Annotated in this window: 11 protein-coding genes and 1 riboswitch; of the genes, 4 read left to right on the top strand and 7 right to left on the bottom strand. The window is 41.9% G+C overall.

Going from position 1 to position 15,784, the window contains the following annotated elements; genetic code table 11:
• Positions 1-5: 5 nt before the first annotated feature.
• Together JWR23_RS05770 and thrC are read left to right on the top strand one after the other, a co-directional pair.
• Positions 6-986 (top strand): homoserine kinase, encoded by a 981-nt coding sequence (locus JWR23_RS05770; protein ID WP_299514056.1) that lies wholly within the window; start codon positions 6-8, stop codon positions 984-986.
• Between the two features lie 62 nt (positions 987-1,048).
• Positions 1,049-2,359, top strand: a complete 1,311-nt coding sequence (gene thrC, locus JWR23_RS05765) for a threonine synthase (protein WP_299514054.1) — start codon at positions 1,049-1,051, stop codon at positions 2,357-2,359.
• Between the two features lie 235 nt (positions 2,360-2,594).
• Here the strand turns inward: thrC and JWR23_RS05760 are convergent, their stop codons facing one another.
• Together JWR23_RS05760 and JWR23_RS05755 are read right to left on the bottom strand one after the other, a co-directional pair.
• A complete protein-coding gene (locus JWR23_RS05760; protein ID WP_299514052.1) occupies positions 2,595-4,238 on the bottom strand; it encodes a M28 family metallopeptidase in 1,644 nt (547 codons plus the stop codon).
• 43 nt (positions 4,239-4,281) lie between these two features.
• A complete protein-coding gene (locus JWR23_RS05755) occupies positions 4,282-5,679 on the bottom strand; it encodes a gliding motility-associated C-terminal domain-containing protein (RefSeq protein ID WP_299514049.1) in 1,398 nt (465 codons plus the stop codon).
• A 142-nt stretch (positions 5,680-5,821) separates the two neighbouring features.
• On the opposite strand from JWR23_RS05755, the gene JWR23_RS05750 reads away from it, so the two are divergent.
• On the top strand, positions 5,822-6,193 hold the full coding sequence (locus JWR23_RS05750) for a hypothetical protein (RefSeq protein ID WP_299514047.1): 372 nt from the start codon (positions 5,822-5,824) through the stop codon (positions 6,191-6,193).
• A gap of 223 nt (positions 6,194-6,416) precedes the next feature.
• On the opposite strand, the gene metF is transcribed toward JWR23_RS05750, so the two are convergent.
• From metF to murQ, 5 genes are all read right to left on the bottom strand, one after another.
• A complete protein-coding gene (metF, locus tag JWR23_RS05745) occupies positions 6,417-7,370 on the bottom strand; it encodes a methylenetetrahydrofolate reductase [NAD(P)H] (RefSeq protein WP_299514045.1) in 954 nt (317 codons plus the stop codon).
• A 222-nt stretch (positions 7,371-7,592) separates the two neighbouring features.
• Entirely contained in the window at positions 7,593-11,279 is a 3,687-nt protein-coding gene (gene metH, locus JWR23_RS05740; RefSeq protein ID WP_299514042.1) for a methionine synthase, read from the bottom strand.
• Positions 11,280-11,410: 131 nt separating this feature from the next.
• Positions 11,411-11,519, bottom strand: a riboswitch (SAM riboswitch).
• Positions 11,520-11,639: 120 nt separating this feature from the next.
• The gene (locus JWR23_RS05735) at positions 11,640-12,365 is read right to left on the bottom strand and encodes a Bax inhibitor-1/YccA family protein (RefSeq protein ID WP_299514040.1); all 726 of its coding nucleotides are present in this window, start codon (positions 12,363-12,365) and stop codon (positions 11,640-11,642) included.
• 120 nt (positions 12,366-12,485) lie between these two features.
• On the bottom strand, positions 12,486-13,052 hold the full coding sequence (locus JWR23_RS05730) for a hypothetical protein (RefSeq protein ID WP_299514038.1): 567 nt from the start codon (positions 13,050-13,052) through the stop codon (positions 12,486-12,488).
• A 46-nt stretch (positions 13,053-13,098) separates the two neighbouring features.
• Positions 13,099-13,911, bottom strand: a complete 813-nt coding sequence (gene murQ / locus JWR23_RS05725) for an N-acetylmuramic acid 6-phosphate etherase (protein ID WP_299514036.1) — start codon at positions 13,909-13,911, stop codon at positions 13,099-13,101.
• 112 nt (positions 13,912-14,023) lie between these two features.
• Between murQ and JWR23_RS05720 the strand changes: the two genes are divergently transcribed.
• Positions 14,024-15,613: a S41 family peptidase gene (locus tag JWR23_RS05720; RefSeq protein ID WP_299514034.1), complete on the top strand. Its 1,590-nt coding sequence runs from the start codon at positions 14,024-14,026 to the stop codon at positions 15,611-15,613.
• Positions 15,614-15,784 lie beyond the last annotated feature (171 nt).

Here is a 15,784-nt window from a genome sequence, read left to right as displayed (position 1 = left end):
AGATTATGGAGAATATACAAGAATTAAAGTCACCCTTTGCTGATGTGAAAGCCGGGGACAGCATCCAGGTTTTTGCCCCGGCAACAGTTGCCAATGTGGTATGTGGGTTTGATGTGCTGGGATTCGCGGTTAATGAGCCCGGCGATGAAGTGATTATGCGTGTTACTAATAAACCGGGCATTACCATAAGCAAAATTACCGGCGATGATGGCAGGTTACCGGTCGACCCGGCTAAAAACACGGTGAGTATAAGTGTTAAACATTATTTGGAAAGTATTGATCGTACCGACTTAGGTTTAGATATCGAGCTGCATAAAAAAATGCCGATAGGCAGCGGATTGGGTTCAAGTTCGGCAAGTACGGTAGCGGGTTTATTTGCGGCTAAAACTTTGCTGGGTGACAATTGTGACCCGATAAAACTATTGCCATTTGCCATGAAGGGCGAGGAAATGGCCTGCGGTCATGGCCATGCAGACAACGTTGCCCCGGCTTTATTTGGCGGCTTTGTGTTGATACGAAGTTACGAGCCGCTTGATGTGGTACGTTTGCCACATCCAAAAGGATTGTATTGCGCTATTATATTCCCTGATGTGGATGTACCGACCCGCGAGGCGAGGCAGATCATCCGCACAAAAATTAACATGAAAGACGCGGTTACCCAATGGGGTAACATAGCAGGCCTGGTAAGCGGTTTATTCATGGGCGATATTGACCTGATAGGCCGCAGTATGCAAGATGTATTGGTTGAACCTGTACGCTCCATGTTGATACCCGATTTTTATAAAATGCGCGAAATGGCAATGGAGTTAGGCGCAGTAAGTTTTGGCATTTCAGGATCTGGCCCCTCTGTATTTGCATTTACACGCGATGAGGCGACAGCGCATGCTATTACCCAAAAACTACGACAGCATTTAACTCATATAAAAATAGGTTCTAATGGTTATGTATCGCCAATTAATGATGCAGGGCCGAGAGTGATAGGTTAAGTTAAAAGTCAAAATTAAAAAGTCAAAAAATACGAAATCGAACATCCGATATCCGAATAAAAATGAAATTCTACAGTACCAACAATACCTCAAGCCGCGTAAGTTTTAAAGACGCGGTATTTAACAGCATGCCGCAGGATAAAGGCTTGTATATGCCGGTAACTATTCCGCGTTTGGATGATAAATTTATTAATAACCTGGATAGTTATACCCTGCCCGAAATTGCATTTCATGTAGCGCAAAATTTATTGGGCGATGATATCCCGGCCGATGATCTGAAAGCAATAATTAATGACGCCATTAATTTTTATGCACCGATAGTTAAGCTGGAAAAAGAAGTTTATGTGCTGGAGCTTTTCCACGGACCATCATTAGCGTTTAAAGATTTTGGCGCCAGGTTTATGAGCCGGGTAATGAGTTATTTTTTAGAAAAAGGCGAAAAGCAATTAGATGTACTGGTAGCCACATCTGGCGACACAGGTGGCGCGGTAGCTTTAGGTTTTTTAGGAGTACCAAATACAAGGGTTACGATATTATATCCTAAAGGAAAAGTTAGCGATATACAGGAATTGCAGTTAACCACCAATGGCCAAAACATTCGCGCCCTTGAAATTGACGGTACTTTTGATGATTGCCAGGCATTGGTTAAACAAGCCTTTACTGATGATGAACTGAATAAGAAATACCGTTTAACATCGGCAAACTCTATAAACATCGCGCGCCTAATACCGCAAACTTTTTATTATTTTAACGCTTACGCGCAATTGCTTAAGCTGGGAATAAACAGGGTTGTGTTTTCTGTACCCAGCGGAAATTTTGGCAACATTGGCGCGGGTTTATTAGCCTGGAAAATGGGTTTGCCGGTTGAGCAATTTATTGCGGCTACTAATGTAAATGATACTGTACCGCAATTTTTAAAAAGTGGCGTTTATCAGCCTAAACCATCAGTGGCTACACTATCTAACGCGATGGACGTGGGCAATCCAAGCAATTGGGTACGTATTGCCGATTTGTTTAAAGAAGATATGGATCAGCTAAAAAAACTGGTAACAGGTTATAGTTTTGATGATTGGGAAACTACAAAAGCAATTAACGCAGTTTACAAAGACTATAAGTACATAGTTTGCCCGCATACCGCTATTGCGTGGAAAGCCTTGAAAACTTATCAGCAGGATAATAAAACGGCTGATACTGCCGGAATATTTTTATCGACTGCACATCCGTGTAAGTTCCCGGATGTTTTTTCAAAAGAAATTGCTGACCATATAAAGGTCCCTGAGCAAGTAAAAGAGTTGCAGGCAAAAGCTAAAAAGTCGGTTGCTTTGGGTAAGGATTTTGAAGGGTTTAAGGATTATTTGTTGAAGAATAAATAAGACTCTCTGTTGTTACTCACCTATTGGCAGCAAGTCGTCTGTGAAGACACAGACGGCGGATTTTAAACTTACGAAGTTTTTGAAACTTCGTAAGTTTAATACATTTACAACATGTCATAGGTAATAATAGTCTTATACTCCCCTGCTATGCAACCATGCCTGGCGTTTAAGATTTCTCCTTGTTCCTCGTCGAAATGACAACGCGTTTTATATAGTTCCTTGACAAAGTAATGCTTTATTTCCTCAACTTCTTAAACTCAGATCCTGCTTTCCATTGCGGGAAGCTGCTTTCAAAAGCCAGGCGCTTACCTATCCGGAATATCATCTCTATGTCTTCCATTCCGCCGTCAAAGCTCCAGGTAGCGTCGTACTGATCGGCGGGTTGGTGGTAGCGGTTGGCTGTGTAATCTTCCTGAAGTTTCTTGCCATATTCTTTACCTTTTCCAACCACATCAATGCCGGCATCTACCGTAATAGAGGGCACACCTACCTTTGCAAAACTAAAATGATCTGACCTGAAATAACTACCCGCCTCGGGGTGAGCCTCGGATGCTAAATAGCGGTTACTTTTCTTTAATTCGGCAACCAAATAATCCTCCAATTCTGATTGGCCGTTTCCTGATATCGATACATCTTTGGTCTTACCAAAAGGGTTAATGACATCAATATTTATATTGGCCACTGTTTTATTGGCAGGATAAACCGGGTTCTCTCCATAATATTCAGAACCTAATAACCCTTGCTCTTCTGCCGTAACCGAAAGGAAAACTATGGTTCTTTCGGGGGGCGTTTTCAAGCTTTTAAACGCCCTTGCAATTTCCAAAATAGCCGCGGTCCCACTGGCATTATCCAGTGCCCCGTTATAGATGGAGTCGCCTTTAGCATCAGGTTTACCTACGCCTAAATGATCCCAATGGGCGCTGAAAACAATATACTCATCCGGCCTTTTAGTGCCGGTTATTTTAGCAATAACATTGTGCGATTTATTGAAAACAACTTTAGTTTTAACAGTTGCCGATAACTTAATCCCCATATCAAAACCTTTAAATCCATGTTTATTAGCTGTATGGAGTACGCTGGTATCTTTACCCGCAGCCTGTAATAGTTTAACAGCGCTTTGATGAGTCACCCAGCCTTGCATAGCTAGTTGATAAGCATGGTTAGCTCTTTTATCTAAATGCAGCTTAACGCCGCCGTTTGAGTTTTGTACTACATGAAAAGGATATGAGGCTGCCGCCGTGTTATGCACAATGATACAAGCCTTTGCACCCTGACGGGCAGCTTCTTCAAATTTATAGGTCCAGCGGCCGTAGTAGGTCATGGTTTTGCCTTTAAACATGGTGGTATCGCCTGTTTCAAAACCGGGGTCATTAACCATTACCATAACTACTTTACCTTTTACATCAAGGCCGGCATAATCGTTCCAGTTATACTCAGGCGCGACAACTCCGAAACCTGCAAATACCACATCATCATTATTTAGCGTCTGTACAGTGTCCGTGCGTTCTGTCCACATTACAAAATCATCCATATTCTTCAACTCAAAACTGCCTTTTGTTGATTGCACCTTAAGCGGCGAAACAGATTTAGGGCTTATCTCTACCATAGGCACTTCCTGTAAATAACTATCGCCATTACCCGGCTCAAGCCCCAGGCTCTTGTAGGTTTTTTGCAAATAAGCAATGGTTTTTACCTCGCCCGCAGTAAATGGCCTGCGGCCCTGGTATTCGTTGGAAGACAGGGTTACGATATGTTTAACCAGGCTATCTTTATTAAAAGTAGCCAAGCCGTCCTGTTCATCAATAGCTTTGGGTTGATTACAGGAAATCACAATTAATGCAGTGCCCGCCAATAGTAAATGTTGTATATACTTAGCCATATAATCTTGATTTAAAACGAATATAATGATTTTACCAATGGTACTATCTTATAATTGTAATAGAGCCGCTGTACCTTGTAGTATTGTAAACACTATTAAGGTTAATAATATAATAATAAGCAGATACCGGCAACTGCCGTCCCTTAAAGGTACCATCCCAGGCTTTACTGTAACCTTTTGACTGGAACACCAACGCACCATAACGGTTATAAATATTTACAACGCAATCAGGAAAATAAGCCAGATCCGGAACATCCCAAACATCATTAACCCCATCGTTATTAGGTGTAAAAGTGTTGGTGATATGTATAGCTGCGGGCGGCAGTATGGTCATTACTATTGGCTGGCTGATAAGCGCCGCTGTGCATGATGCACTTATTAAAATAATACAGGTAACCTCATCGCCCGTTTTTAAGATACGGCTGGTAAATGTGGGGCTATCCGTACCGGCATTTAAGCCATTTACCTGCCATTGATAATGAGTAGCGGGTAAAGTGCTGGTGGCTGTAAATGTTATGGACATCCCCGCGATCACATTATTTGTTGAAGCAGTTATTCCAACCGCACCTACTGCCACGGTAGCGGCACTAATGTTAACGCTATTTGATACTACAACTGCAGGGGCAAAACAACCCGGGCCGCTAACAGCAAGCGTACAGGTAACCACATCGCCGTTTAATAAATTATTACTGCTAAATATTGCCACATTTGTACCGGTATTTGTACCATTAATTTTCCATTGATAAGCAGGGCTTGTACTGCCATTTACCGGTGTGGCTGTAAACGTAACGTTACTGCCAAGGCAAATTGTTCCGGTAACTGATGGGGTAACAGATACCGATGGGGTAACATATGGTTTTGCTATTATACCTGTTATACTATTTGAAAACCCGGTTAAATGACAATTACCTATGGTGGCTATACATTGCACAGCATCTGCAGCGGTAATACCCGGAGCAACATAGGTAGCCGAGTTAATGCCAACATTAGTACCGTTAACCTGCCATTGATAAGTAGGAATTACACCCAAATCAGTTACCGTTGCGGTAAATGTAACCGGCGCGCCCACGCAAACACTGGTGAGATCAACCGCTATAGTAACGCGGGGCGGCGATGGTTGTGTTACATCTAAATTTACTGATGCTTTAAAAGAATTTCCGGCCTGGAAGGCTTCTATTGAGGTAGTACCAACACCCACAATATGAATAACACCAGTTAATGATATAGTAGCTACAGCCTGATTTGTGCTGAAATAAAGTAATGGTGCCGGGTTAGATGGCACTGCCCCTACCGGAAAATCGACATCACAGAGTGATTTCGCCGGAATTGAGGGTATAGTAATAGGGTAATTTCCTTGTGCAAAAGCACTACCCTCGTTACACACCATACAAAAAAGCAGCAATACCTTAAAAACACCGATAGCTACTCTTAATCTTTTCATAGCATATATGTACCGCAAAAACAGTCTTACCGGCTTTGGGGGAAATGATTATAGAAGTATTTCTAATTTTAGGTAATTGATAAAAATATAAATATAATGTTTAACCTATGCATTTATTAGCTTTGGTGCTTAATTATTAAGAATGATAAAAAAGCTATTTGTTCAAACTTTGATTTGCCTGCTGTTTGCTATTGTTATTACCGGTTGTAATACCAGAAAATTTGACAGGCAGCAATGGAGCTATGGCAATGGTTTGGATTACCCCTTACGTAATGATATAGTTAATGACCTGGTAAAAAACCATAAACTAAAGGGCTTAACCTATGGCCAGATAATTGATTCGTTAGGCGCTCCGCAGAAACGGGATACGCTCCTGCTGTCTTACCAGATCATTGATAATAGTTTTGAATATAACCGCAAGAAACCTATTCACAAAAAGAACCTTATTCTTTATTTCAGTAAAGATTCAGTAGTTACTAAGTTCGAGGTATATGAGCATACCAATAAAAAGTAAGTAAACCTACTGTCCCAGGGACACCTGAATACAATTGGGACCGTTGGGACCGTATTATTTTATTGGTAGGTTACTTTTATAAGTTGTCGAGGATTAAAGGCCAGACTCAAATACTCATGTCATTTCGAACATAGTGAGAAATCTTATACATATAACAGGTCGCAAGTATGACGTATAAGATTTCTCCTCGTACCTCGTCGAAATGACATAGGATAATTATTTTCTAAAATATAGCTTCGGCAATCCTCTTCGTCGGACCAGGATTACCCATGGTATAAAAATGCAGCACAGGCGCGCCAGCCTTTATCAGTTCTTTGCACTGGTTTATCATAAATTGAATACCCACCTCTTTTACTTCTACTTCTGATTTACAGGCATGCACGGCATCACTCAGGTCCTCGGGTATATCAATATGGAATATTTTTGGCAGGTTGATAAGTTGTTTGGATGAAGTTATCGGCTTCAATCCCGGTATAATAGGCACATTAATACCATTATCGCGACAATTTTTCACAAACTCAATGTACTTGCTGTTATCATAAAACATCTGGGTTACTATAAAAGTAGCACCACCATCAACTTTTTGTTTAAGGTATTTAAAGTCTGTTTTTAGGTTGGGCGATTCAAAATGCTTTTCGGGGTATCCGGCTACGCCGATACAAAAATCAGCCTTTACAGACTCATGGTCCTCATGCAGATATTTGCCCCTGTTCATGTTCACTACCTGGTCAAGCAATTCATTCGCGTAGCAATGCCCACCCGGAGTAGGTATAAAAGCCGATTCTGTTCTGCGGGCATCACCGCGCAATACCAGAACATTCTCAATTCCTAAAAACTGCAGGTCAATTAAGGCATATTCGGTTTCTTCCTTAGTAAATCCGCCGCAAATTAAATGCGGTACGGCATCTACCTTATACTTATTCATAATAGCCGCGCATACGGCAACCGTTCCGGGGCGTTTGCGGTAACTTACTTTTTCTAACAGTCCGTTGGCATGCTCTTTATAAACATGATCCTCGCGCGATGAAGTAACATCAATAAACGGCGGTTTAAATTCCATTAACGGATCAATGGCATTGTAAATGCCTTGAATGCTTTGGCCCTTTATTGGCGGAAGAAGTTCAAAGGAGAATAGTGTTTTGCCTTTGGCGTTCTTTATGTGTTCAGTAATTTTCATGTATTAGTATCAAGTATAATATTTTTCAAATCTTTCAGCCGTCATTGCGAGGAACGAAGCAATCTCTGCAACAGACAGTCAACAAGACAAATTTCATTTATTGCGTAGTGCTGCTAACAAACATTCTGCACATTGATTTGCATATGCAGAGATTGCTTCGTTCCTCGCAATGACGCTTTATTATTTAGCTTTTTATTCTTCCCCCTTTAGGGGGTCGGGGGGCTAATAATTAAGATTAGGCCCCAACCATCTTTCGACAGTTTCAACAGTCATATTTTTTCTAACCGCGTAATCCTCTATTTGATCCTTGCTGATCTTATTCAAGCCAAAATACCGTGATTGCGGATGCGCAAAGTAAAATCCACTTACTGATGCAGCCGGCGTCATAGCTAAGCTTTCGGTTAAATGCATGTGCGCGTTATCTTCAGCTTTTAACAGATCAAACAATGTGATCTTCTCCGTATGTTCCGGACAGGCGGGGTAACCCGGTGCCGGGCGAATGCCTTGATATTCTTCTTTTATCAGTTCTTCTGTAGTTAGTTCCTCACCGCTTGAATAGCCCCAATATTCTTTACGTACCAGCTCATGCATTTTTTCGGCAAAGGCTTCGGCTAATCTATCAGCAAGGGCCTTGGCCATAATGCTGTTGTAATCATCATAATCCTTTTCAAATTTGGCTACCAGTTCATCGCAACCAATACCTGTTGTTACGGCAAATCCGCCAAAATAATCAGCCACACCGCTTTCTTTTGGCGCAACAAAATCTGACAAAGCATAATAAGGTTCGCCTTTTACTTTTTCTGATTGCTGGCGCAGGGTATGTATGCGCGACAATTGCCGGGTACGGCTTTCATCTGTAAACAGTTCTATATCATCGCCCACAGCATTTGCCGGCCAAAAACCGATAACGCCGTTTGCCTGTAATAAGTTATTATCAACAATCTCTTTTAACAATACCTGTGCATCGTCATAAAGCTTTTTAGCTTCAATCCCTACAAACTTATCATCAAATATTTTTGGATAGCTGCCGCGCAATTCCCAGGTATGGAAGAACGGTGTCCAGTCTATATAAGGCACCAACTCTGCCAGCGGATAGGCTTCAAAAACCTTAGTGCCGGTAAAGGCCGGTTTTGGAGCGACTTTAGCCAGGTCTATTTCGAATTTTTGGGCGCGCGCTTCTTCCAGCGTTACAAAACGCTTATCAGATTTTTTATTCGCGTGTGCCTCGCGGGCTTTTTCATACTCGTCTTTTATGCCTTGTATGTAGCTGTCGCGATTATCCCTATTCATCAGGCTACTGCAAACCGTAACGCTGCGCGATGCATCCAGCACATGTATTGCCGCACCCGAATAATTAGGAGCAACTTTTACCGCGGCATGTATGCGCGAGGTTGTTGCACCGCCAATAATCAACGGTATAGTAAAGCCCTCACGCTCCATTTCTTTGGCAAAATGCACCATTTCATCCAGCGATGGGGTAATCAATCCACTTAGACCAATAATATCTACTTCCTGTTTTTTAGCCTCTTCAATAATGCGTTGCGCCGGTACCATCACGCCCAGATCAATCACCTCGAAATTATTGCAGGCTAAAACTACGCCTACTATATTTTTTCCGATATCGTGCACATCGCCTTTTACGGTGGCCATTAATATCTTACCGGCATTAGCACGGCTCCCGCTTGAATCTTCGCCCGCATCAATAACCCGTTGTTTTTCCAGCTCAATAAACGGCAACAAATAAGCCACGGCCTTTTTCATTACCCGTGCCGATTTTACTACCTGCGGCAAAAACATCTTGCCTGCGCCAAACAGATCGCCCACAATATTCATCCCATCCATTAACGGGCCTTCAATTACTTCCAGCGGCTTGCTGTACTGTTGTCTGGCCTCCTCTACATCGTCATCTAAATATTCAATGATACCTTTTACCAGCGCGTGCGATAAACGTTCTGCAACGGGCGCTTTGCGCCATTCTTCGTCGCGCACTATCTCTTTGCCTTTGCTTTTTACAGTATCGGCATATTCAACCAGGCGCTCGGTAGCATCATCACGCCGATTCAGCAATACATCTTCTACCAGCACCAATAATTCTTTATCAATTTCCTGGTAAACTTCCAGCATCCCGGCGTTTACAATGCCCATATCCATACCTGCTTGTATAGCATGATATAAAAATGCCGAGTGCATAGCCTCGCGTACTACATTGTTTCCTCTAAACGAGAACGAGATATTACTCACCCCTCCGCTAACTTTAGCGTAAGGCAGGTTTTGCTTTATCCAACGGGTAGCTTCAATAAAATCAACCGCGTAGTTATTATGTTCTTCAAGGCCGGTTGCTACGGTTAAAATATTAGGGTCAAATATGATATCCTGCGGCGGGAAACCCACCTCGTTAACCAAAATATTGTATGATCGCTGGCAAATCTCTTTACGGCGTTCTAATGAATCGGCCTGGCCGGTCTCGTCAAATGCCATCACTACCGTAGCAGCGCCATAGCTTAATATTTTACGGGCATATGCCTTAAAATTCTCTTCACCTTCTTTCAGCGAGATGGAGTTTACAATACCCTTACCCTGTATACATTTTAACCCCGCTTCAATAACCGTCCATTTAGATGAGTCGATCATGATAGGCAGTTTGGATATATCCGGTTCGGAAGCTACAAGGTTCAAAAACTTAACCATTACCGCTTCCGAATCGATCATGCCCTCGTCCATGTTAATATCAATAACCTGGGCACCACCCTCTACCTGCTGACGGGCAACAGTTAAAGCTTCTTCATAATTCTCTGCCAATATCAGCTTAGAAAATTTTGGCGACCCGGTAATATTGGTACGCTCGCCCACGTTCACAAAAATGCTTTCGGGGGTGATTGTAACGGCTTCAAGTCCGCTTAAGCGCATAAAAGGCTCAACGGTTGGTATTAAACGTGGCGAATGTTTGGCTGCCTTATCGGCAATACATTTAATGTGATCGGGTGTTGTACCGCAGCAACCACCTACAATGTTTACCATCCCGGCTTTCATAAAGTCGTCAACCTGGTGAGCGGTTTCGTGCGCGGTTTCGTCATACTGACCAAACTCATTAGGCAGTCCTGCATTGGGATAGGCTGATATAAATACATCTGCCTTTTGAGAAAGTTCTTCCAAATGCGGGCGCATTTCTTTTGCACCCAAAGCGCAGTTTAAGCCTACTGATAGTAAATTGGCGTGACGTACCGAGTTCCAGAAAGCCTCGACTGTTTGCCCTGAAAGGGTACGGCCCGAAGCATCTGTTATAGTGCCTGATATCATCACCGGTAAATGCTTGCCGCTTTCGCTGGCATAACGATCTACCGCGAATAAGGCGGCCTTTGCATTCAGTGTATCAAATATGGTTTCGATCAATAATACATCCGACCCACCATCAACCAAACCACGAACCTGGGTATAATAAGCTTCAGCCAGGTCATCAAAAGTAACGGCACGGTAACCCGGGTCATTTACATCGGGTGACAGGGATGCGGTACGGTTTGTTGGGCCAACAGCGCCTGCAACAAAGCGTGGCTTATCAGGTGTTTTTATATTGTATTCGTCGGCTACCTCGCGGGCAATGCGCGCGCCTTCGTAGCTCAGCTCGTAAGCCAGCTCTTCCAGCTGATAATCGGCCAATGAAATAATTTGGGTGCTAAAGGTATTGGTTTCAATAATATCTGCCCCGGCATCCAGGTATTCGGCGTGGATAGCTTTAATAATATCAGGGCGCGTAATGTTCAACAGGTCATTATTTCCCTGCAGATCAGAAGGATGATCCTTAAACCTTTCTCCACGGAAATCTTTCTCTGTCAACTGGTACCGCTGTATCATGGTACCCATTGCCCCGTCAATTACGAGTATACGTTTTTGTAGTTCTTTTTTTATGCTCATTTATAATTTCATCGATTTTTTTTAAAGATGATTTCACTGATTTTTAAACACGAGTAATCTGTGTAATCAAATCTAATCAATGCAATCTCTAAATATGCTTATATCGAAAAGTCGGGCGGTAAGTAGACTTTCACTTATCTGTCCTATCAGCTAAAGCTGATAAGTAGAATGTAGCACCTTGTGAAGCACAGGTTGCTAAGACATCGCAGGGTCTAATCCCTCCGTCTTTCTCTATAAGCAACGCAAAGATGCGTAATAAAGTTGTAAAGTGCAATAGCTTAACCGTATCCAAATCTCCTATTATGCAATAAAAAAAGCCGCCTTTTTGGGGGCAGCTTTTAATAATTGTGTTAATTCTAATTATCTTCTTCTGCCAAATATGCGCAGCATCATCATAAATAAATTGATAAAGGTGGTATAAAGCACAAACGCACCTATTATCACTAATTTTTTTGACTCCTCTGTACCGTATTCAATGCCCGCGCCAATACGTTTTAACATTTGCATGTAATAGGCTGTGAGGCCAATCATTAATGCGACAAATACAAAGCTTAAAATATAATCAATCTGTGCACTGTGCATAAAGAAATTAATAAGCATTACAGCAAAGGCGCCAAAAAACACTACACGTAATATTGAACCAAACTGTGATAGATCCTGATGAGTAGTGTAACCCGCTATTGCCATAATGCCAAATACTACAGAGGCACTTATAAATACAGTAAATATGGAGGCTCCGGTATAAATAAGGCCAAAAATACTCAGGGTAATACCTATAGCCACTGCATATGCAATAAAAATAGCTACCATACCTGTGTATGATATGCGGTTAAAACCAAAGTTTATCACCATAGAAAAAGCTAATGGCGAAAATATAGCCACGTAACCTAAAGCTGTAAAGCCGGTAGGACTTATAATTAGAGCAAGCAGGTTAGGGGTTGAAAAAAATTCAAAGGCTGTAAAAGCCGAAACGCCTAATGCAATAAACATCCAGGTAAATACTTTTGCTAAATATTTACGTGATGCATCAGCATCGTTTAATTGAGTTACGTTATCATAAACGTAATTGGGAGTGTTACTTTCCATTTTTTATTAATGATTTATAATACAAATTTAGTACAAAGATTAAAGATTAGTTAACTAAAGATTAGCTGATTTACAATTTAACGACAAATCTCCCATCTTTATTCTTTATTCACTAATCTCTTAGCTTAACCGCTTCGTCAACTGCTCTTCTACTTTCTTAAATAGCTGCAATGGTTTAAGCCCCCGCCAGTTCATGTCGTCCAGCTCACCGCCAAAGTTAATATAGTAATCTATATTGTTGCGCTTAAACTCCTGTACTACGTGTTCCCTGAAGTTGATGCCGGCTATCCAGCCGTCTTCTACATCCTGGAACCATTCTTCGTAATAGCAATCATCAGACGAATGATAATTCAGCACATTCTCGCCAATCAATATAAACTGGTTAATGCCATTATCAACCATCAGCTCAATTATCTCGCGCTTTAACAGCATAATATCGTTATTAATGGCATCGTTCCACTCGCCGATGAATTCTATTATTGCATATGAACGGTCATAGTCGGCATATAGCACTTTCATGTACAAAGTATTTGAGCCAAACGAATCCCATTGCGGATGCAGCAGGTAATTATATATCTGCTTATCAAATTCAAACTCACTATACTGTGTAGCATAAAAAGGCGAATATTCATCTTCTGATGCTATGTAGTCATCCCGCCATTTATAATATGGTTCTATTTCGTGCATTCTTTCAATTCAAAATTAAAAAGTCAAAATTAAAAAGCTGTTACGCTTATTTATTTTGATTGTAAAAATCTACCGCTTTTCTTACACTTCCTTGTTTCTTTAACAGATCCGCGGCGGTTGTTTCATCAAGTCCTGTTTCGCTCATTACCATCTTGGTGCCGCGATTTACCAGTTTATTGTTTGATAATTGCATATCCACCATCTTGTTACCTTTTACCCTGCCTAACTGTATCATTACGGTGGTGCTCAGCATGTTCAATACCAGCTTTTGGGCCGTACCTGCTTTCATTCGGGTAGACCCGGTTATAAACTCCGGACCGGTAACTACTTCTACAGGATAATTGGCTTCGGCGGCAACAGGGCTGCCGTTATTACAAACAACGCAGCCGGTGGCTATTTTATTTTGATTAGCTGCTTTTAAGCCTCCAATAACATAAGGCGTAGTGCCCGATGCCGCTACACCCACCACCACATCTTTATCGGTAACATTAAATGCCGACAGGTCCTTCCAGGCCTGGTTAACGTCATCTTCGGCAAACTCAACAGCCTTACGTATGGCGCCGTCGCCTCCGGCAATAATACCAACCACCCAATCAAACGGAACACCAAATGTTGGCGGGCATTCTGATGCATCAACTACGCCTAAGCGGCCGCTGGTGCCTGCGCCTATGTAAAATAACCTACCACCTTCTTTCATCCGTGCTGCAACTACCGTAATCAGCTTTTCTATCTGCGGCAGAGCCTTCCTTACAGCAACAGCAACTGTTTGGTCTTCGTAATTTATATGTTGAAGGATCTCGGCAACACTCATCTGCTCCAGGTGGTTGTAATGCGAATCTCTTTCGGTTGATGCTTGCATTTAAAATGAATTGATTTAACAAAATTCGGTAAAATTCCTGAATATGGTCAATTATTGAGCCAACTAAATATAACGCTATCAAGCCAAAACCGTAATTTTACGTTATCATAATATGAAAAAAACTGCTGGTATTATTTTCAGATCTGTTATACTGCTTTTGCTTGGGGTAACTATTGGCTTATTGGCAAGCAATAATGAATTGAATACCCGTATCTCATTTGACGGTAATGACAAGGTATCTAAAGCTCTGGACCTTGTCCGTCATAATTATGTCGACTCTGTTAACGTGGACAGCATAGAGGGTTCTACCGTAAACAGATTGCTGCAAAACCTTGATCCTCATTCGCTTTACCTGCCGCCCCAACAAGCTACAAATATTAATGAACGGCTGGAAGGCGGCTTTATGGGTATTGGTATTGAGTATTTGTTATTGCGCGATACATTGGTAATAACGCAAGTTAATCAAAATGGCCCGGCTGCTAAAGCCGGCATTATTGCAGGCGATAAAATTATTGCGGTTGACCATAAAAACTTTTCGGGCACGCATTTAACTGTTGCCAAAGTGAATAAGATTTTCAGAGGGCCAAAAGATTCACAATTATTAATAGCTATAATTCCTGCCGGCAGTAAAGACACTAAGTTTCGCACCATAAAGCGCGACCATGTTGACCTGAGCAGTATGGATGCCGCTTATATGCTTACCCCCGCAACAGGATATATCAAAATAAGCAAGTTTGCCTCTACAACTGATGCTGACTTCCGTAAAGCATTAGCAAAATTAAAAGCAGACGGCATGCAAAAACTGGTGCTGGATATACGCGGCAATGGCGGCGGATACCTGAATACAGCCACCGCGCTTGCCGATGAATTTTTAACCAAAAAACAGCTGATAGTTTATACCAAAGGCGTACATGAACCACGCACCGATTATTTTGCTACCGATTCGGGAAATTTTCAGCATGGAAAATTGGCAGTGCTGATAGACGAGTATTCGGCTTCGGCAAGTGAGATACTGGCAGGTGCACTGCAGGACCTGGACCGGGCTACAATTGTTGGGCGCCGGTCGTTTGGCAAAGGTTTGGTGCAGGAGCAATTTCCGTTTGGCGATGGCTCTGCTATTAACTTAACTATTGCCCGTTATTACACTCCTTCGGGTAGGTCCATACAAAAATCATACAGCCGTGGTATAGATAACTATCGTAATGAACTGGCCCAGCGTATGCGCAAGGGAGAGCTTTTTTCTGAAGAAAACAACTTAAAGGATAGTATTTTTAGGGTGCCGTCTAATTACCATACCTCATCCGGCCGGAAGGTTTTTAGCGGCGGCGGTATTATGCCAGATATTTTTGTGCCTGCTGATACGATGCAAAACTCTTACCTGTTACAGGAACTGAATAACCGGCAGTTGTTTAGCGCTTATGTTGTTGATAAGATGCAGCCCATGTTGATCAAATATACATCTGATGATGATTTTGTAAAGCATTATACGGTAAGCGACGCTGAGCTTGACAACTTTATACGCTATGCCTCGCAATCTATTAAAAGGATAGATCCACGCGATATGCAAAAATCCAAGGAAAGTATAAAAACTCAACTCAAGGCTTTTGCCGCCCGCTTTAAAGGGGGCGACGAAGCTTTTTTTAAAGTGATAAATGCTGACGATGCAGCGTTGAAAAAAGCTATTGAATGTCTTGACCGTTGATTTATTTTGATTACTCTGATTTCGTTGATGGTAATCTTATAACGCGTTTAGTGATTAAATTCGATATAAAAATTAGTTCACCCATGAAGTAAGCAAATGCAGCAATAAACCTATACCCGTTAAATGTTATTACTGTACTGTACCATGTACACGTTGATACACCTGGGTACA

The sequence above is a fragment of the Mucilaginibacter sp. genome, assembly GCF_028288205.1.
Lineage (GTDB): Bacteria > Bacteroidota > Bacteroidia > Sphingobacteriales > Sphingobacteriaceae > Mucilaginibacter.
Note: the sequence above shows the minus strand (reverse complement) of the source record. Positions and strands in the feature narration are given on the sequence as shown.